17 protein-coding genes are annotated in these 18,133 nt (G+C 58.3%); 6 read left to right on the forward strand and 11 right to left on the reverse strand.

The features are described from left to right. Nucleotides 1-49: 49 nt before the first annotated feature. The 6 genes from truA to ACXJKE_RS04465 all read left to right on the forward strand — a co-directional run bounded on the left by truA (nucleotide 50) and on the right by ACXJKE_RS04465 (nucleotide 5,426). Nucleotides 50-844, forward strand: a complete 795-nt coding sequence (truA, locus tag ACXJKE_RS04440) for a tRNA pseudouridine(38-40) synthase TruA (protein WP_457279346.1) — start codon at nucleotides 50-52, stop codon at nucleotides 842-844. Then, nucleotides 841-1,566, forward strand: a complete 726-nt coding sequence (locus ACXJKE_RS04445; RefSeq protein ID WP_457279347.1) for a phosphoribosylanthranilate isomerase — start codon at nucleotides 841-843, stop codon at nucleotides 1,564-1,566. The genes truA and ACXJKE_RS04445 overlap by 4 nt, the downstream gene beginning before the upstream one ends. After that, on the forward strand, nucleotides 1,544-2,845 hold the full coding sequence (trpB, locus tag ACXJKE_RS04450) for a tryptophan synthase subunit beta (protein ID WP_457279348.1): 1,302 nt from the start codon (nucleotides 1,544-1,546) through the stop codon (nucleotides 2,843-2,845). The genes ACXJKE_RS04445 and trpB overlap by 23 nt, the downstream gene beginning before the upstream one ends. Then, nucleotides 2,842-3,660 carry a tryptophan synthase subunit alpha gene (gene trpA / locus ACXJKE_RS04455; protein WP_457279349.1) on the forward strand — a complete coding sequence of 273 codons (819 nt, stop codon included), beginning with the start codon at nucleotides 2,842-2,844 and terminating at the stop codon, nucleotides 3,658-3,660. The genes trpB and trpA overlap by 4 nt, the downstream gene beginning before the upstream one ends. Before the next feature lie 110 nt (nucleotides 3,661-3,770). Next, nucleotides 3,771-4,643: an acetyl-CoA carboxylase, carboxyltransferase subunit beta gene (gene accD, locus ACXJKE_RS04460; protein ID WP_457279350.1), complete on the forward strand. Its 873-nt coding sequence runs from the start codon at nucleotides 3,771-3,773 to the stop codon at nucleotides 4,641-4,643. 120 nt (nucleotides 4,644-4,763) lie between these two features. Then, nucleotides 4,764-5,426: an LON peptidase substrate-binding domain-containing protein gene (locus tag ACXJKE_RS04465; protein ID WP_457279351.1), complete on the forward strand. Its 663-nt coding sequence runs from the start codon at nucleotides 4,764-4,766 to the stop codon at nucleotides 5,424-5,426. Nucleotides 5,427-5,443: 17 nt separating this feature from the next. Here ACXJKE_RS04465 and ACXJKE_RS04470 read toward each other — a convergent pair whose 3' ends face one another. The 11 genes from ACXJKE_RS04470 to glnT all read right to left on the reverse strand — a co-directional run bounded on the left by ACXJKE_RS04470 (nucleotide 5,444) and on the right by glnT (nucleotide 18,117). Further along, a complete protein-coding gene (locus tag ACXJKE_RS04470) occupies nucleotides 5,444-7,252 on the reverse strand; it encodes a polysaccharide biosynthesis protein (protein ID WP_457279352.1) in 1,809 nt (602 codons plus the stop codon). Further along, nucleotides 7,239-8,744, reverse strand: coding sequence for a DegT/DnrJ/EryC1/StrS family aminotransferase (locus ACXJKE_RS04475; RefSeq protein WP_457279353.1), 1,506 nt, complete (start codon nucleotides 8,742-8,744; stop codon nucleotides 7,239-7,241). The genes ACXJKE_RS04470 and ACXJKE_RS04475 overlap by 14 nt, the downstream gene beginning before the upstream one ends. Then, on the reverse strand, nucleotides 8,741-9,379 hold the full coding sequence (locus ACXJKE_RS04480) for an acetyltransferase (protein ID WP_457279354.1): 639 nt from the start codon (nucleotides 9,377-9,379) through the stop codon (nucleotides 8,741-8,743). The genes ACXJKE_RS04475 and ACXJKE_RS04480 overlap by 4 nt, the downstream gene beginning before the upstream one ends. 20 nt (nucleotides 9,380-9,399) lie before the next feature. Then, complete coding sequence (neuC, locus tag ACXJKE_RS04485; RefSeq protein ID WP_457279355.1) at nucleotides 9,400-10,533, reverse strand: UDP-N-acetylglucosamine 2-epimerase; 1,134 nt, start codon at nucleotides 10,531-10,533, stop codon at nucleotides 9,400-9,402. Nucleotides 10,534-10,538: 5 nt separating this feature from the next. Then, nucleotides 10,539-11,585, reverse strand: a complete 1,047-nt coding sequence (gene neuB / locus ACXJKE_RS04490) for an N-acetylneuraminate synthase (RefSeq protein WP_457279356.1) — start codon at nucleotides 11,583-11,585, stop codon at nucleotides 10,539-10,541. After that, nucleotides 11,579-12,367 (reverse strand): SDR family oxidoreductase, encoded by a 789-nt coding sequence (locus ACXJKE_RS04495; protein WP_457279357.1) that lies wholly within the window; start codon nucleotides 12,365-12,367, stop codon nucleotides 11,579-11,581. The genes neuB and ACXJKE_RS04495 overlap by 7 nt, the downstream gene beginning before the upstream one ends. A gap of 15 nt (nucleotides 12,368-12,382) precedes the next feature. Further along, entirely contained in the window at nucleotides 12,383-13,744 is a 1,362-nt protein-coding gene (locus tag ACXJKE_RS04500; RefSeq protein ID WP_457279358.1) for a glutamate-1-semialdehyde 2,1-aminomutase, read from the reverse strand. Between the two features lie 26 nt (nucleotides 13,745-13,770). Continuing rightward, complete coding sequence (locus ACXJKE_RS04505) at nucleotides 13,771-14,754, reverse strand: Gfo/Idh/MocA family protein (RefSeq protein WP_457279359.1); 984 nt, start codon at nucleotides 14,752-14,754, stop codon at nucleotides 13,771-13,773. Then, complete coding sequence (locus ACXJKE_RS04510; RefSeq protein ID WP_457279360.1) at nucleotides 14,751-15,476, reverse strand: acylneuraminate cytidylyltransferase family protein; 726 nt, start codon at nucleotides 15,474-15,476, stop codon at nucleotides 14,751-14,753. The genes ACXJKE_RS04505 and ACXJKE_RS04510 overlap by 4 nt, the downstream gene beginning before the upstream one ends. After that, nucleotides 15,460-16,608: a UDP-N-acetylglucosamine 2-epimerase gene (locus tag ACXJKE_RS04515; RefSeq protein ID WP_457279361.1), complete on the reverse strand. Its 1,149-nt coding sequence runs from the start codon at nucleotides 16,606-16,608 to the stop codon at nucleotides 15,460-15,462. Before ACXJKE_RS04515 ends, ACXJKE_RS04510 begins: the two co-directional genes overlap by 17 nt. A gap of 204 nt (nucleotides 16,609-16,812) precedes the next feature. Next, on the reverse strand, nucleotides 16,813-18,117 hold the full coding sequence (gene glnT, locus ACXJKE_RS04520; protein ID WP_457279362.1) for a type III glutamate--ammonia ligase: 1,305 nt from the start codon (nucleotides 18,115-18,117) through the stop codon (nucleotides 16,813-16,815). Between the last annotated feature and the right edge of the window lie 16 nt (nucleotides 18,118-18,133).

The raw sequence follows: 18,133 nt of genomic DNA on the forward strand, positions 1-18,133 counted from the left end.
GCGCAGCCTGAACGCACCGCGTTCACTGCGCACCGGCCGGGGTTCAACCGTGAGGATTGCCCTCGGCGTCAGCTACAGCGGAAGTGCCTACGAGGGCTGGCAAAGCCAGCTCTCGGGCAATACCGTGCAGGACAAGCTGGAGCTGGCCTTGGCCAAGTTTGCCGCCCAGCCGATTCGTACCCTCTGCTGCGGGCGCACCGACGCTGGCGTGCATGCGCTGATGCAGGTCGTGCACTTTGACACGCCCCTGCAGCGCGATATCGCCTCATGGGTGCGCGGCACCAACACCTTTTTGCCCGGTGACATCGCGGTGCAATGGGCGCGTGAGGTCCCCGATGAATTCCATTGCCGCGGCAGCGCCATCGCACGCAGGTACGCCTACGTGGTGCTGGAATCGCCGGTACGGCCCAGCGTGGAGGCTGGGCGTGTCGGCTGGGTTTACCGGCCTCTGGACGGCGCTGCGATGCGACAGGCCGTCACGCACCTCATTGGCGAGCACGATTTCAGCTCTTTCCGGGCCGCGCAGTGCCAGGCCAAGTCCCCCGTCAAAACGATCAGCCGGATCGACATCTCCGAGCGTGCCGGTACGGGCTCCAAATACTGGCGCTTCGAGTTCGAGGCCAACGCCTTTTTGCACCACATGATTCGCAACATCATGGGCTGCCTGGTGGCTGTCGGCCAAGGCAACTACCCGCCAGGCTGGCTGGCCGAGGTAAGGGATGCGCGCAGCCGCGACGCCGCCGCGCCCACTTTTTCACCCGATGGGTTGTACTTCTTGGGACCGGTTTATGAAGACCACTATGGCCTCCCAAGTCGCACAGCGGCCTATGATTGGCTTCCATGACGCCCGCCACCCGCACCCGAATCAAGATCTGCGGCCTCACCCGCGAGGAAGACGTGGACGCGGCCGTGGCTGCCGGAGCCGATGCAATCGGGTTTGTAATGTACGAGGCCAGCCCGCGCTATGTGACAGCCGAACGCGCCGCCGAACTGGCTCGCCGCCTGCCTCCTTTCGTGACGCCGGTGCTGCTTTTCGTCAATGCTCCCGCTATAAAAATCATAGCTGCTTGCGCAGGCCTACCAACGGCTTTACTGCAATTTCACGGTGACGAAACACCGGAAACCTGCCTGGAAGCCGGGCGCCCGTTCATGCGTGCCGCACGCATTCCACTTGGTGAAAAAACCACTGAAAGCACGCCTGGAACCTCCGGCGGCTTTGATCTCGTAAAATACGCACAAGACTTCAAGGCCGCACAAGCCATCCTGCTCGACGCTCATGTCGAAGGTTATGGTGGCGGCGGGAAAACATTCAATTGGTCACTTCTTCCTCCAAACGTCAGCGCTCACCTCGTTTTGTCTGGTGGATTGACGCCTGCAAACGTGATCGATGGCATTTTGCAAGTCAGGCCGCGTTGCACAACGCTGGCCGTTGATGTCAGTTCGGGCGTCGAGATTTCCAAGGGAATCAAAAGCGCCGACAAGATCAACCAGTTTGTCGCGGCCGTTCGTGCCGCCGACGAGCTACTTGCAAAGAGTCTTAACCATGTACGAGTACCACCAGCCTGACGTTTCAGGCCATTTCGGAATTTACGGCGGCAGTTTTGTTTCTGAAACACTGACCCACGCCATCAATGAGCTGAAAGACGCTTACGCCAAATACCAGCACGACCCGGAGTTCCTCGCCGAATTCCACTCCGAGCTGGCGCATTTTGTAGGTCGCCCTTCCCCGATCTACCATGCCGCACGCATGAGCCGTGAGCAGGGCGGCGCGCAGATTTACCTCAAGCGCGAAGACCTCAACCACACCGGCGCGCACAAGATCAACAACACCATAGGCCAGGCCATGCTGGCGCGCCGCATGGGCAAGCCGCGCGTCATCGCCGAAACCGGCGCCGGCCAGCACGGTGTGGCCACGGCCACCATCTGCGCCCGCTACGGCCTGGAATGCGTGGTCTACATGGGCAGCGAAGATGTCAAGCGCCAAAGCCCCAATGTCTACCGCATGAACCTCCTGGGCGCCACCGTGGTGCCGGTCGAAAGCGGCAGCAAGACGCTCAAAGACGCGCTCAACGAAGCCATGCGTGACTGGGTTGCCAACGTCGACAACACCTTCTACATCATCGGTACGGTGGCGGGGCCCCACCCCTACCCCATGATGGTCCGCGACTTCCAGAGCGTGATCGGCACCGAATGCCTGCAGCAGATGCCGGAGTTCATTGGCACGAAGCAACCCGACGCGGTGATTGCCTGTGTGGGCGGCGGCAGCAACGCCATGGGCATCTTCCACCCCTATATCCAGCATGCCGAAACCCGCTTGATCGGCGTCGAGGCCGCCGGTGAAGGCCTGGACAGCGGCAAGCACTCGGCGTCGCTGCAGCGCGGCCTGCCCGGCGTGCTGCACGGCAACCGCACCTATGTGCTGCAAAACGACGACGGCCAGGTCACCGAAACGCACAGCATCAGCGCGGGCCTCGACTACCCCGGCGTCGGCCCCGAGCACGCCTTCCTCAAGGACATCGGCCGTGCTGAATACGTCGGCATCACCGACACCGAAGCGCTGCAAGCCTTTCACTATCTGTGCCGCACTGAAGGCATCATCCCGGCGCTTGAATCCAGCCATGCCGTGGCCTGCGCCATGAAGATGGCGCGCACCATGCGCTCTGACCAAAGCCTGCTCGTCAACCTGTCTGGCCGCGGCGACAAGGACATCGGCACCGTAGCCGACCTTTCCGGCGCGGAGTTTTACGACCGGCCTTCGATGCGCGGCCTCTCCGTCAAGGGCGGCGCGGCCTCGGCAGCGTCGTTCGACGCCAGCGGCGCCAAGGGAAGCGGGGTGCAGTCATGAGCCGCATTGCAACCACCTTCTCCACGCTGAAAAACCAGGGCCGCAAGGCCTTGATTCCGTACGTCACGGCGGGTTTTCCGTTTGCCGACGTCACCCCCGAGCTGATGCACAGCATGGTGGCCGGCGGCGCCGACGTGATCGAGCTGGGCGTGCCCTTTTCCGACCCCAGCGCCGATGGCCCCGTGATTCAGAAAGCCGGTGAAAAGGCCTTGTCCCTGGGCATCGGCCTGGCACAGGTGCTGGAGATGGTGCGCCAATTCCGCACCAAAGACAGCGCCACCCCCGTCGTTTTGATGGGCTACGCCAACCCTGTCGAGCGCTACGACATCAAGCACGGCGGCAGCAAAACCGAAAGTGCGTTCATCCGCGACGCCGCACAAGCTGGCGTGGATGGCGTGCTGATCGTGGACTACCCGCCTGAAGAGTGCGTGGAGTTTGCCGCCCGGCTGCGCGCCCACGGCATGGACCTGATCTTTCTGCTGGCCCCCACCAGCACCGACGCACGCATGGCCCAGGTGGCGCAAGTCGCCAGCGGCTATGTCTACTACGTCTCGCTCAAGGGCGTGACGGGCGCCGGCACCCTGGACGTGGACGCGGTGGAGGCCATGCTGCCGCGCATCCGCAAGCATGTGAACGTGCCCGTCGGCGTGGGCTTCGGTATTCGCGACGCCGCCACTGCCAAGGCCATCGGCAAGGTGGCCGACGCAGTGGTGATCGGCAGCAAGATCATCCAGCTGATTGAAAACCAGCCGCGCGACAAGGTGGCAGCGGTGGCGCATGACTTTTTGAAAGAAATCCGTACTGCTTTAGGCTGACTTTTCATGCTGCTTTTGCCGGGCAAAACATCGGAAAAACCGGCGCATAATTGCGCTTTTCGCCCGGCAAATGCCTCCGGATGCCGCCCGACACTCTAAGGACTAACTCGATGTCTTGGTTAGAAAAACTCCTCCCTCCCAAAATCAGCCCCACCGACCCGACCGAGCGCCGCAGCGTGCCCGAAGGCCTGTGGATCAAGTGCCCGAGCTGCGAAGCTGTGCTCTACAAGACCGACCTGGAAAAAAACCAGAATGTCTGCCCGCAGTGCAGCCACCACCACCGCATAGGCGCACGCGCCCGCCTGGACGCCTTTCTGGACCCCGAAGGCCGTTATGAGCTTGGCCAGGAAGTGCTGCCCGTCGACGCCCTCAAATTCAAGGACAGCCGCAAGTACCCCGAACGCCTGAAGGAAGCCCTGGAAAACACCCAGGAAACCGACGCCCTGGTCGTGATGGGCGGAGCCGTACACAGCATCGGCGTGGTGGTGGCCTGCTTTGAATTCGACTTCATGGGCGGCAGCATGGGCAGCGTGGTGGGCGAGCGCTTTGTGCGCGGCGTGCATGCGGCCATCGAGCAAAAAGTGCCCTTCATCTGCTTTACCGCCACCGGCGGCGCACGCATGCAGGAAGGCCTGCTAAGCCTGATGCAAATGGCCAAAACCAATGCATCGCTGACCCGCCTGGCCAAAAAAGGACTGCCCTACATCAGCGTGCTGACCGACCCGACCATGGGCGGTGTGAGCGCCGGCTTTGCTTTCGTGGGTGACATCGTGATCGCCGAGCCCAAGGCCCTGATCGGTTTTGCCGGCCCGCGTGTCATTGAGTCCACCGTACGCGTCACGCTGCCTGAAGGCTTTCAGCGCGCCGAGTTTTTGCAGACCAAAGGCGCAGTTGACCTGATCTGCGACCGCAGGGAACTGCGCAAGACCGTGGCCAATTCCCTGGCCATGCTGCTGCGCCAACCGGCTGATGCCGTCAGTTGAGAACCCGGCAAGCTCCCCTCGAAAAGCCCCTGAAGCAAAGCGTATTAGACGTACGAGAAGCTCACCGCACGGGTCACATGGGATGATGTGGTTCACGGCACTCCAAAGCACGATGAGACCATGCCAGAAGCCTTGACGCTGAGCTCCCTCCCCCTCTTCCCGCTGGGCGCGGTGCTATACCCGGGCGGCGTGCTGCCGCTGCGCATTTTTGAGGTCCGCTACCTCGACATGATCGGAAAATGCCACAAGGCCGGCGCGCCTTTCGGCGTTGTCTCGCTCACCGAAGGCTCCGAGGTGCGCCGGCCCGCCGATGCCGGCACACCCACGAGCGACGGCTTTGCAAACGAGGCCTTCAGCACCGTGGGCACCCTGGCCACCATCACTGAGTTTTCAATCCCCCAGCCGGGCCTGATGGTCGTACGCTGCACCGGTGCACAGCGCTTTGAAATCACCCGCCGTGAAAAACTCAGGCATGGCCTGTGGATTGCCGACGTCACCCGACTGGAAGACGACCAACCTGTGGAAATTCCGGTTGACCTGCAGGCCACGGCCAATGCGCTAGGCAAGCTGATCAAAAGCCTGCAGGAACGCGAGGTGCCGCAGGCACAAATGCCGCTATTGGCACCCTACAGGCTGAACGACTGCGGATGGGTCGCCAACCGCTGGTGCGAACTGTTACCGATGCCGCTGGAATTGAAGCAGCGCCTGATGCAACTGGACAACCCATTGATGCGGCTGGAACTGGTCGGCGACATTCTGGAACGTACAGGAATTTCGCTGTAAACAAGGAACCGGCCAAATCAGATCCGGGATTTGTACTCCGGAACATGACTGGTTAACCAAGCCTTCACGGTTTCGCCGGACGGTGCGGCACCAACAGCGGATATCCAGGCTGTTACATCGTCGATGGCAACGGCCTGATCGCCCGACGATTTGGCCACACGGAGCTTGGGATGGGGAGTGGGCTCCGTGGTTTCGTCATCAGCCATCAATTCTTCAAATAGTTTTTCGCCGGGACGCAAACCGGTGAAAGTGATCGGAATGTCGTGTTCGGATTTACCCGAAAGACGAATCATCATCCGGGCCAGATCCACAATTTTTACAGGCTCACCCATATCGAGCACGTAAATCTGGCCACTGCGCCCCATAAGCCCGGCCTGCAGTACTAATTTGGCGGCCTCCGGAATCGTCATGAAATAGCGCACGATGTCGGGGTGCGTCACAGTGATCGGGCCACCACGCGCAATTTGCTCAGTGAACAAGGGAACCACAGAGCCGCTTGAGCCCAGAACATTTCCGAACCGAACCGACACAAACTGGGTGTCGGTGTACTCGCGCGCAATGCTCTGCACCACGAGTTCCGTCATGCGTTTGGTGGCTCCCATGATATTGGTGGGATTCACTGCCTTGTCAGTGGAGATCAAGACAAACTTCTGGGCACCGCACGCACCGGCCACTTTAGCGGCGTGAATGGTTCCGAGAATATTGGTTCGGACCGCTTCGATTTCGTTATTCAACTCCATCAATGGGACATGTTTGTACGCTGCCGCATGAAAAAACACCGAGGGCTTGTACTGCATTGCGATGGCCTGCAAGCGGGCATGCTCCCTGACATTGGCCGTGTAATAGAGCCCCTGCATCTGCGGATGCGCTTCCCGCAGCTCCTGCTCCAGCTTGTAAATGGCAATCTCCGAGGCGTCCACACAAACCAGCCGGGCGACACCCAATCGCGCAATCTGCCGGCAAAGTTCCGACCCTATAGACCCGCCAGCACCCGATACAAACACGGTTTGCCCCGAAAAAAGCTCCGCCAGTCCCTGCGTGTCCAGTTCCACCGCCTGCCTGCCCAGCAAATCTTCCAGTTCAATTTTCCTCGGACTTGCGCTCTCGGACTGCAACCATTCATCCGGCCTCGGCATGGTTAGCAACGTCAGTCCGGGCGGACTGGACTGCATGAGGACCTCGCGACGCTCCCGAGAGCCCGGCGGACTGGCAATGAGCGCAGTTGATGCCCCCGTAGACGCAGCCATGTCGGCAATTGCAGCCGGAAATCCCAATACCGGTATCTGATGAAGATAACGCCCTTGTTCGGACTCAACGGATGAAGCAATACCCACACAATGCCACTGCCTGGATCCCTTGATCGCACGCAGGGCATCGGCAGCATCATGAAGCGATCCGACAATCAACAAGGCCCGGGATTCGTCCGACGGGCTACCGTGCTCGACAAATGTCCGCCAGGCAGCGCGAGCTCCGCCAAGCAATATCAATGCAACGAGTGGATGCAGCAGGAGGACAGATCGCGGAAAATCCGGATACCGGATCATCAGCACAGCGGCGGCAGCCAACAGTCCACCGAGAAATACCCCCCAAACCAGTTGCCGTAGCTCGGGCAGGCCAATGTACTTCCAGATTTGCCGGTCAACGCGTGCGATGACCAGTCCGGCCGAAGACCCAGCCAACGCCCATGGCATGCTCTGCAGGGCGAGTGCTTCAAACTCTTCAGGAATGTCAAAATTAAACCGCAACCAAAATGCGGCCCACCACCCTAAGCAAACCAGCAAGAGATCTGCAGTCCACAGCGGAACAGTCTCTTTACGCAAGCGCACGACGGCCCTCCATCATGAGCAGGACATGCCGCAAGTGATCAATCACACGATCCTGCTGAGCCGCATCAAGATTGGAGCCCGAAGGCAAACAGATACCGGTCCGGAAAAGACCGGCAGAAATATCGACATCAGGTTCATGCGAAAAATACGGAGCATCCTCAAAGAGTGGCTGCAAGTGCATGGGCTTCCAGACCGGCCTGGCCTCAATCAAATGCCGCTCAAGCGCCTTCATCACCTGGCGGCTCCTCGCTTCGGCATCTGATCCCTGCAAGGTGAAACATGTCAGCCATCGGGTCGAGTGACAGCCTTCCGGCTCTGGCATCCACTGAAGTTGCTGAAAATCCGCCATCGCCTCTACATAACGCTCAAACACGCGCCGACGCTGCGAAACACGTTGTTCCAGCACCCGAAGCTGTCCTCGCCCAATTCCGGCCAGAACATTGCTCATGCGATAGTTAAATCCGATTTCGGTGTGCTCGTAATGAGCAGCGGGCTCACGTGCCTGTGTCGAGAGCTTTCGTGCCCTTGCGATCAGGTCGGGATCGTCAGCCACCAGCATGCCCCCTCCCGATGTCGTGATGATCTTGTTGCCGTTGAACGAATAAACTGCAACTTTTCCAAAAGCCCCGCTACTCTTTCCCCTGTAGTGCGCGCCCAGTGACTCAGCCGCGTCCTCAAGTACAGGTACACCATAACGCTCGCAAATCGGAAGCAATGCGTCCATATCGGCGCTTTGGCCATACAAATTGACAAGAATGACGCAAGACGGCATTTGCCGCTCACGCTTGGCCCAGTCAAAAGCGCGTTCAAGAGCAGCTGGCGACATATTCCAACTCTCAGGTTCGGAGTCGATAAAGACCGGTTTTGCCCCGCAATAAACAATTGGATTGCAACTTCCAACGAATGTCAGGGAAGAGCAGAAGACAGTGTCATCGGGTTTCACGCCAAGCAAAATCAACCCAAGATGAATGGCGGCAGTTCCGGAACTGACAGCGGCGGCGTGTCCAACACCGACATGGCTTGCCAGCTCTGCCTCAAAACCGTCTACGTGAGGACCCAGCGGAGCTATCCAGTTGCTCTTGAAGGCATCATCCACAAACAGGGTTTCTTCCTCGCCGAGATGGGGCGACGAAAGCCAGACACGCTGCGATAACTCACGACGAAATATCACATCCAGCAACTTTCCCGCAGCGTCCAGCACTGGCACGTGATCTATCTGGTACTGATCCATTAACTGCAGTACTGCTGCCGCGCTTGCTTCCTCGCCAACTGTAATCGGCGGGGTTTCCGGCAACGTACTCACCGGCATTGAATCCCCAGCGTTGCCAAGAATGGCCCTTCGTAAATCGCCATCCGTCAGCGTACGCGCAAGCGCACCTTTGTTGTCCAGCACGAGCAGGATTCCGCGCCCAGTTTGGTCCATACGCAACAACGCTTCTCGTAACGTAAGACCTGGCGGTACGGTTAAAGCCGTCAGCATGGCTGGGTTCACTTGATTCTCCTTGCCGGGACACCTGCATAAACACCCGCGTCCACAAGGTTGGCACGCACAACAGCGCCAGCGCCGACAGTAACATCATCCGCAATGACGATACCTGGCAGTACGACTGCACCAGAACCGATCAACACACGTTGCCCGACTTTCACCTCACCCCCAAGAACCGCATTGGGTGCAATGTGGGAAAAGGATCCAACAAGGGCATCGTGATCGACCACGGCGCCATGATTGACAATGACACAAACCCCGACTCTTGCGCTCGGTGCTATCACTGCGCATGCCGCCGCAAAGCATCCCTCGCCAATAGTACAGAAGGGAGAAACCTGAGCCGCAGGATGAATCAGCGAAGCAAGGCGCGAATATCCCCACAACACGGCCTCGCGTTCGCGCGATAGGTTGTTGCCAATCGCGATGTGGATCAGATATGGGAACACCGCCAAGCCCTGCACACCGAGTAGATCTACGCCAGGCAAAAGTTCGCCATGACAGCGCTGCGGGTCGCGATCCGAGGCCACAATGTGCGTCCAGCGTTTCCCGCGCAGCGCAGCATCGGCCACCACCCGGCCATGACCACCCGCGCCGAAAACAATCAGCGACTCGGGTTTTATGGCTATCGCACGGGAATTCATGGTGTGGCGGCTATATTTACTCAATAGGAATTGATCTTCTCAAGCACTGAACGGTCCAGAGAAAGGTCGACAAGATGGCTCGCAATACGCGGACCCGACAGCCCATCACCATACCTATTGTCACACGGCCATTTTCCGTGCCTCAACGCTTCGGCAATCGCGACAGTGATCGCGCCGGCTTCTACGGGGACATCCTGTACATTGGCATTTCTTTCCCTAAGTCTCTGGCGATCACCGACGTTGACCACCGGTGTACCGAAGGAGGCGGATTCGATAATCCCAGCAGACGAGTTTCCGACCATCACAGCACAATGTCTCATGGCCGCACAAAATAGATTGCGCTTTAAATGACGGAACCGGCGAGACCCGGCGGGAAGTGCCACTTCGTCGAGCGCTTTCAAAATGTCACCGGAGCCGGCATCGGCATTAGGCTCCAACCAGACTACCGGCAGACCTGTCTTACCCAGCGCCTGCAACAGCGCGGTAGTCTGCCCACAAGCATCCCCCGCCTGCTGCACCACTGGGTGAAACACAGCCAGCACGAAGGCCCCTGCCGACAGACCAAGGCCCTCCCGACACGCTTCGGGAGAAATGTCCGCGTCCTGCGCCAAATCATCAAGGCCGGGGGCGCCCGTCACATAAATCCGCTGCTGCGGCTCGCCCATACGAATCAACCGCTCCCGTGACTGCTCGGTGGCTACAAGATGGTAGGTAGCCAGTTTGCTGATTGCGTGCCTGACTGGTTCATCAACCGTACCAGATCGCTCGCCGCCATGAACATGCACACAAACAATTCCCAGATGCAAGGCGGCAATCGCTCCTGCCAACATCTCGCCACGATCACCCAATACGACCAACAGGTCCGGACGTTCACGATCAAGCAGGACGGTCAGTCCCTTGAGGCACTCGGCGATACCGGCAGACATGCTCTGCGGGCTGCGCGTTGAAACATCGACAGGAATCTCCCCACAAATGCGCAGACCGGCATCGCGAATATCTTCAATGGTGTTGCCGTAACGGGCGTCGAGATGCATGCCGGTGACTGCCACACTGAGACCGGCAAGCCGTGCGGTTTCGATCAGCGTACTCCGCATCAAGCCAAAGTCGGCCCGCGTTCCGCTCAGGTAGATGATTTTTCGCCGATATTCGCCCATGGCACTCAATCGCCTTCCGAATCGGAGAGCTGATTCCATTGAATAACCGAATCCGCAGGAATTGCGACGAGCGAGCGTCGGCCAACGACACGCTGAAAATCCCGTGGCGCGATACCGGTCGCCGGCCGCCGGCAGGCCAGCATGGTTGCAAGCACAACTTCCCCGGGCGCTATGTCAACCGCAGCAACGACACTGCGTCGGGCGACACGAGCAGTGTCAATCTCCTCGGGAAGCGGTTGTTTAAGGCCGTCACCCAGCATCGCACTAACCCGTCTTATACCTTGCGCCATGCGCAAAAATTCACCAGGCTCAAGAGAAGCGCTGTGATCTGGCCCGGGAAGCGTGCGGTCCAAAGTAATATGCTTTTCGATCACGCTGGCGCCTATCGCCACCGCAGCGAGGGATGCTTCGACGCCCATACTATGGTCTGAGTAGCCGGTGGCAAGCCCGAGATCTTGCGCCATGCTTGCCAGCGCCAGAAGGTTCAAACTGCTATCAGGCGCCGGGTAGGCAGAAGTGCAATGCAATACCACGACATCGTGCAGGCCACCGCGTGCGGCACCGATCCAGCCGAGCGCCTCGCGAATTTCTGCCATCGTCCCCATGCCTGTGGAAATGATGAGCGGCAACCCGGTCGCCGCCGCATGTTCAACCAGTGTGCGATGTGTAAGTTCGCCCGAAGACAGCTTAAGCCGCCCGACACCGAGACGGACCAACATGTCAACGGCATCGACAGAAAACGGCGTAGAGAAAAATTCGATGCCGATGGCATCGCAATACTTTTTGATCTCCCCGTGCTGTGCCTCAGACAACTCCAGCTTCGCAAGCATCGCGAACTGGTCTTGAGCACCTGTTTGACGCTCCTGGTACTCCGCTGTCGGAGCACCACGAATGACCAAGTCTTCGGCCCGGAAAGTCTGAAATTTGACCGCATCCGCACCTGACGCTTTCGCCGCATCGCACAGACGTAACGCCATCGTAAGCTCGCCGTTATGGTTGACTCCCGCCTCGGCAATCAGAAAAACCGGCTTCGCCGCTTCGTTCCCTACCATGCGGTCCACCCGCCATCAACGACCAAATTATGACCCGTCACATATTTTGCGGCATCGCTGCTGAGGTAGCGCATTGCATTGACCATGTCATCGGCTCCGCCCATGCGCCCCAGGGGAGTGCGGCGCGAATAGTTTTCCACAAATGTATTATTTTGTCCGCTAAATACACCGCCTGGCGTCACGGCATTCACGCGCACACCACGATGGCCCCAGTACGCCGCCAGGTATTTTGTTAGTCCCCATAGACCGGCCTTGCTGGCGGCGTAGATGGCGGGAGTGTTAATCGCCCGACCAAGATATTCCGAGCCTTCATAAATGCGCTGGTCAGGCGCGACAATGCCATAGATTGACAGGGTGTTTACAATGCTGCCGCCGCCACGATGCGCCATCGCACCGCCGAACACCTGCGCACAAAGCATTGCGCCGGTCAGATTGACCGACATCACCTCATTCCATTCGTCAATCGGAAAGGTTTCGAAAGGCTCGAAAAAGTTTTCGCTTTTGGTCGCTGCATTGTTTAGCAGTACATCCGGGGTGCCCCATTTTGCGAACAACAACTCGAACGCATGTTTTACGTCATCCTGTCGGGCAATGTCTGTTGCGCAGGTCAGCAGACCCTCATGCGCCGGACCGAGGCTTTTCTCAAGAAGGTCGGCATCACGGTCGAGTGCGAACACCCGAGCGCCAGCTTCGATAAAGGCCGCGCTAATTTGACGCCCGATAATGCCCGCCGCGCCCGTAACGACGACGACTTTCCCATCAAGCCCGAATGGATCGCTCATACGCCGCCCTCCGCCCTAGTTATATTGCCGGAACACTGGCTTGATAGGATCACCGATCAACAGGCCCTGTGTGCCGTTCTCGAGCGCCTGCGCGTAGATTCCGAAGGCCTTCTGTGCCGCCTGCATCGTCCGGTCAAGGTCCGCCTGGTTATGTGCGTAGCTCGGCGCGATCCATGGCATCAACACCCCGCCGCGTATCATCTCCTGTGAAAAAAGCGTGCGCAGCCTGAGATCTGCCTGACCTTGTGCGTCAAGCGTCAGGTAGTTCATGGAAATTGCATTGCCTTGAATCTGGAATGAATGGTCGACACCAGCCTCGCGCGCGAGCGCTTCAAGCCCTTCGATAAGCTCGCGACCGAAACTCCATAAATGCTCAACAACCGGCAACTCCTCATAGATGCTGACAGTTTCCATAAACGCGGCGAGACTCGACATTTCGCCGCCATGAGTCGTCGAGATCAGGAAAGTGCGTTCCTGGCCGGGACGGTTGATGCCACCAACCTCCATGACCTCACGCCGGCCGACCAGCGCGGCCATGGCAAAACCGTTGGCCATGCCTTTACCGAAGGTTGTCAGGTCCGGGCTAACGCCGAACAAATACTGCGCGCCCTTGAGATGCCAGCGAAATCCAGTGATCATTTCGTCGAGAATGAACAATGCGCCGTCGCGTCGGCACAACGCCTGTACCTGTAGCAGAAAATTGTCTGCGTGGCCCGGGCAACGTTGGCAGTCAGGAGGCGCCATGCGATTGGCCGAAGCACATTCCGGACAAGGACCGACCGTAGTGGCTGGTTCAAGCATCACTCCGGCGATGTTTCCCGGATGCGCATCAAACAACGCCTGCAGACTTGCGATATTGTTGTAGTCGAAGAGCAGCGTGGTCTGATGATGAATCGGCGGAATGCCGCGCTTGAGCTGGGTCGCTCCGATAAACCAGTCGTCAAACGAAAAAAATGGATGCTGGCGCGGTACACAGATGTACTGCCTGCCCGTGTAGGCCCGAGCCACCTTTGCGGCAGCCGTCGTGACATTCGAGCCGTTTTTGGCGAACTTCACCATGTCCGCGCCATCAATTAACGCAACCAGGCGCTCAGCCGCTTCCAGTTCCAGCACAGAAGCGCGGGTCAGGTTGACACCAAGCGACATACCTCCCATGGCCGCGCGATTCACCCTATCGTCGGCATAGCCGAGCGTAACCGCGCGCAAGCCCATCCCATAGTCCAGAAATGTCCGTCCATCGGCGGCCTTGACGTAAGCCCCCTTGCCGCTGATCAATATCTCCGGTGCGTTCGCTGGATACTGGTCGTCCCCACGCGAATAGGTATGAGCGCCGCCAGGGATGACTCGATGCAAGCGCTCGCGGAATGACATGCTCATGGTTCGAAAGCCTTTCTATTCAACGGTCAGGTTATGACACCGTTTTCGATGGTTTCAAGCAATTCCAACACACGAATATCCGCCGCGAGGTTGTGCGAAAACACTGATTCGCCTCGCACCGCAGCAAGAAAACTGCCCACTTCATCAAGATACATTGCTTCGCCGATGTTCCGGTTGTACCCGACTTGAGCGGCCATCTTTGGCTGATGCAGCTCGAGCACGCGCCCGGCGTCTGCTTCATACACGCGCACCCGAGCTTCGTCCCAGTCCCAGTAAAGTGACGCACGTTCGAAATTCAAGGTAAGCCTGCGCACCGCTTGGCGAGCCACAACGTCAACTACCATGGTTCCGACAAATCCGCCGAAGCTCAGCAACGAGGCGTAAGTGTCGTCGATAGGCGCACCTACGTCGGTGGTCCTCATCCGAAGGCCCTGTACCGCTAGCGGCCAACCAAACACCTCGACCACCCAGGTCAACTCGAACGGCACAATTTCCCGCGCACCGCCGGTCAGCGGCTGAGAAACATAATAATCGCTGACTTTTTCCCAAGGATGCCAATCTGGCAGATACTGCCCGCAGTGATAGGAGAAATTGCAAACCTTGCCATAACGCTGGGATTTCACGATGGCGGCTATGTCGCGAATCGCCGGATGAAATCGAAGCGTGCAGGACGGCGCGATCAATACCTTATGACGGTAAGCTCGTTCAAGCAGCTCCGGCAATGGATCGCGAATTACACTGGCTTCCACGAAACAAGGGCGATAAGCGTCGATGGCCCATGCCATCGCCGTATGATGCTGATCCGGTGGTGTGCAGATCAATATCACGTCGAATGCCTGCAGATCGGTCGACTGCAAGGTCTCGACAGTCTTGATTCCGTACTGTGCGGCAGCCGCTGCACGACGCTCCGGGGCCCTATCGAAGCCGCAGATCGATGTCACCGCATGATGTTGCAGACAACGAATACGTCGTTTACCCATCGATCCGAGGCCAATCACCAATGCCTTCATGGCAACTCTCCCTTGAAATGTTGGATGATGGCTTCGACACATGCAAAGTCGAATTCATCATCGATCTCATAGTTTTGCCATCGCTGAATTTTGTAGCCCATCACGTTGCGCGGATAAAAAGTCATATCGCGGCGAAGCACCGCAGTCTTAATCGCATAAGCCACGCCATATGGAAAATAGGCGACAGACCCAGCAACGTCGGCGGCAGGCGGCACAGCGTCGCCCCACTTCGAGAGATAGCCGTCAGCACCGACGACTTTCATGACATCGGGTTTCTCGAGTTGAACCTCGCCGACCGAAACCACAGCGTCGGCCACATCCCAGTGACGCGCTAACAGTGCAGCCACTGCGTCGATGTCACCACTCGCGCGCAATGGCGAAGTCGGTTCAAGCAGGATTACGGCATCAAATTCATGCCCATGGCCATGCCAATAATCGAGCGCGTGCAACACCGCATCCACCGAACTGCAATCGTCACCCGCAAGCTCGGCAGGTCGCAGGAAGGGCACCTCGGCACCAAAACGAGACGCGACATCAGCGATGGATGACGAGTCCGTAGACACCATAACCTTGTCGAGCGAATGCGCCGCACGCGCGGCGTCGATGCTCCACGCCAATACAGGTTTGCCCTGCAGCATCCGAATGTTTTTCCCGGGCAACCGCTTGCTCCCACCCCGCGCCAGGATAATACCGAGCAGAGACAACTTATTCGGCATGCCCATGACCGTGTCCTTTCACAAGCTGCAAAATATGCATCGCCACGGCGGTCGCCGCTTCCGGTACTTCGCGTGCAGCCGACAACTCACGACAGCGGTGGTCCAAACCCTCGTCAAGTCGTTGTTGGAGCATGGCAATGTCGGACGCACCGTCAGCCAGGCCGAGGGCCTGGTAATCAAGGCCTGTGCTTTTGACAAAAGGCGAAAAGGTGATATTGATCAAACGTTTCCCGGCAAAATAAGCCTGCGCCCCGACGGTGCTTCCCTGAACGATGACCTGGTCCGCCGCCAACAACACAGGCAGTAGCGGTTCGATTTGGGGTTGACTCCAATGTAGCCGCGGAACTCCCTGCGGCACCGGAAAGCGGTGCCATTCGTTGGGATGATAACGAATAACAAGCGCGACATCAGGACGAGATTCAAGCCAAGACACCAGACAATCCTGCACCAGCCGCCCCAGACCGGTACCGGCGAACTCGTGCGGCAAAGCGTCTGGAGCCTCCAGGTGGCCTGCCCACAACACGATATTTTTTTTCTCCCAGCCCATCGACCGGCGAAATGTCTCGCCAGCTTGCCGCGCCGCCGACGTGCCTAAGACATCGAATGCCGGATTCCCGGTCACGAATACCCGGTCCGCATTAAACCCCGCGTTCACCAAATTGGCCTTAACCCCTTCGTTCAGCACAGTCAGCCGGTCGGCGTAAATCTTCCGTCGCAAAAACGGATCGCTCGCCAGTGCGAACAGATCAAGCATTGACAAAGTGGGAATGCCAAGCTCAACAGCAACAGCAACAGCAGCCTGCTCACTGCGCGGTGAATTAGTCGTAACGACTACGTCTGGACGAACCCTACCGAGTACTCGCTCGAAAAATCGCAATGGCATAAATCCCTGGCGTCCTTGACTGTGCCAGCGCGCCCAAGCACCCTCCTCGCCCAACTCATCAACGAGTTCAGCAAAATTGAGACCAAGGTAAGCCAGAGACTCAGATGTATCTATCGATGGGTGAGATTGGCCTCGCATCATTTGATGACCATAGGCCTTGATCCGCTCCCACTCTGCAGGATCGCAAAAATCACGGTAACCAAGCGCCATCTCGCCAGCATCGTGGGCAACTGCGAAAGCAGTGGTCAGCGCCATAAGCCGAAGTTCAATAGCTGGCGAAAGCTGGCGTAACGCTCGCATTACGGGCAGGCACATTTCGATATGCCCGCCACCATAACTGACAAAGAGCACTCTCATCGATGAACACGCATGGGACGAACGGTTTTTCTAGCGTGCGAATTTGGCCAGCTTGGAAACCTTTGGCTTGACCGAACACACGGCATGACGCAATGCAGTCCGTCAATAAAAATCAACGTATCGCCGGAACTCAGCCGGCGCGATATGGAGCAACAATTCGTCGCACTCAAGGTGCTTAAGCCGTGTGAACTCGTCGACAAAGGCTTGACCAAGCCCGGCACACAATGCTTCATCAGATTCCAACGCATCAAGTGCATTTGGCAGCGAAGCCGGCAACCGCTGAATCCCGCGTGCATCCAGCTCATCCGATCTCAGTTGGTAAAGATTTTCGTTGCACGGCATCCCAGGATCAAGCTTACGCTTGATGCCGTCCAGACCCGCATAAATGATGGCAGCGGTCAGGAGATAAGGATTTGATGAGGCGTCAGGAACGCGCAACTCAAGCCGCCCCCCCGGAATACGGACAAACGCGGTCCGGTTGTTATTACCCCAGGCAATATTGACCGGCGCCCAGGTAGCACCAGAGCGCGAGCCGCGCGAGACCAGTCGCTTGTAGGAGTTGACGCATGGAGCGGCGATCGCGGTCAACCCCGGGGCATGAGCCATCAGCCCGCCAAGGAAATGATAGGCCAAGGGACTCAAATTCATGCCGCCCGGATCAGCCTTATCTTCAAAAGCGTTGTCACCAAATTTTTTGCCCGCCGACATGTGCATATGCAGACCGCTGCCCGAGCGTTCGGCAAACGGTTTCGGCATGAACGAACACAGCATGCCGTGTTTTTTCGCGATCGCCGTCGCTGCCATTTTGAAGTAGGTCAGGTTGTCTGCTGTGCGCAGACCATCTGCATAGGTGAAGTTCATCTCAAATTGACCGTTTGCGTCTTCATGGTCAATCTGATACACGTCGATATTCGCCCCCTCGAGTGCGGCGCGCAACTCCATGAGAAATTCAGACACCGACGACAGGTGCCGGAAGTCGTAACAAGGCTTGTCGAGCGACTCCGAGCCGGTGGCAACCTCGTATCCACCAGCAGCAGTTGCTTTGAGCAGAAAAAACTCGGGTTCGAGGCCGGAGAAAAATTCAAGGCCCGTGGCCTCGCGAAAGGCGGCAATCGCCTTCTTGGCGATGACGCGTGAATCAAGCGCATGTGGTTTGCCATCGACATGTCCATCGCAGCTCACGCTGGCCGTCGACGGCATCCAGGGCACGGGACGCACGCTGTCGCGGTCACCGACGGCCATGAACTCCTGGCCATGTGGACCCATTCCCATACCGGCAATCGCAAAGCCCGCGAAGCCCGCCCCCGCCCCAAAAATCATTTCCTTGTGCTTGCCAGGCACCAACTTTGCCTTGGGCCGGCCATGAATATCGACAAACTGCGCGAGGTAGTAATCAAAATCTGCCATGTCCGGCCTTCCGTCT

The organism is Polaromonas sp. P5_D5 (genome assembly GCF_054049435.1).

Coding starts and splice junctions, on each gene's coding strand:
- ACXJKE_RS04445 (WP_457279347.1), top strand. CDS start 841: ATGACGCCCGCCACCCGCACCCGAATCAAGATCTGCGGCCTCACCCGC.
- trpB (WP_457279348.1), top strand. CDS start 1,544: ATGTACGAGTACCACCAGCCTGACGTTTCAGGCCATTTCGGAATTTAC.
- trpA (WP_457279349.1), top strand. CDS start 2,842: ATGAGCCGCATTGCAACCACCTTCTCCACGCTGAAAAACCAGGGCCGC.
- accD (WP_457279350.1), top strand. CDS start 3,771: ATGTCTTGGTTAGAAAAACTCCTCCCTCCCAAAATCAGCCCCACCGAC.
- ACXJKE_RS04465 (WP_457279351.1), top strand. CDS start 4,764: ATGCCAGAAGCCTTGACGCTGAGCTCCCTCCCCCTCTTCCCGCTGGGC.
- ACXJKE_RS04480 (WP_457279354.1), bottom strand. CDS start 9,379: ATGAATTCCCGTGCGATAGCCATAAAACCCGAGTCGCTGATTGTTTTC.
- neuC (WP_457279355.1), bottom strand. CDS start 10,533: ATGGGCGAATATCGGCGAAAAATCATCTACCTGAGCGGAACGCGGGCC.
- neuB (WP_457279356.1), bottom strand. CDS start 11,585: ATGGTAGGGAACGAAGCGGCGAAGCCGGTTTTTCTGATTGCCGAGGCG.
- ACXJKE_RS04495 (WP_457279357.1), bottom strand. CDS start 12,367: ATGAGCGATCCATTCGGGCTTGATGGGAAAGTCGTCGTCGTTACGGGC.
- ACXJKE_RS04500 (WP_457279358.1), bottom strand. CDS start 13,744: ATGAGCATGTCATTCCGCGAGCGCTTGCATCGAGTCATCCCTGGCGGC.
- ACXJKE_RS04505 (WP_457279359.1), bottom strand. CDS start 14,754: ATGAAGGCATTGGTGATTGGCCTCGGATCGATGGGTAAACGACGTATT.
- ACXJKE_RS04510 (WP_457279360.1), bottom strand. CDS start 15,476: ATGGGCATGCCGAATAAGTTGTCTCTGCTCGGTATTATCCTGGCGCGG.
- ACXJKE_RS04515 (WP_457279361.1), bottom strand. CDS start 16,608: ATGGCGCTGACCACTGCTTTCGCAGTTGCCCACGATGCTGGCGAGATG.
- glnT (WP_457279362.1), bottom strand. CDS start 18,117: ATGGCAGATTTTGATTACTACCTCGCGCAGTTTGTCGATATTCATGGC.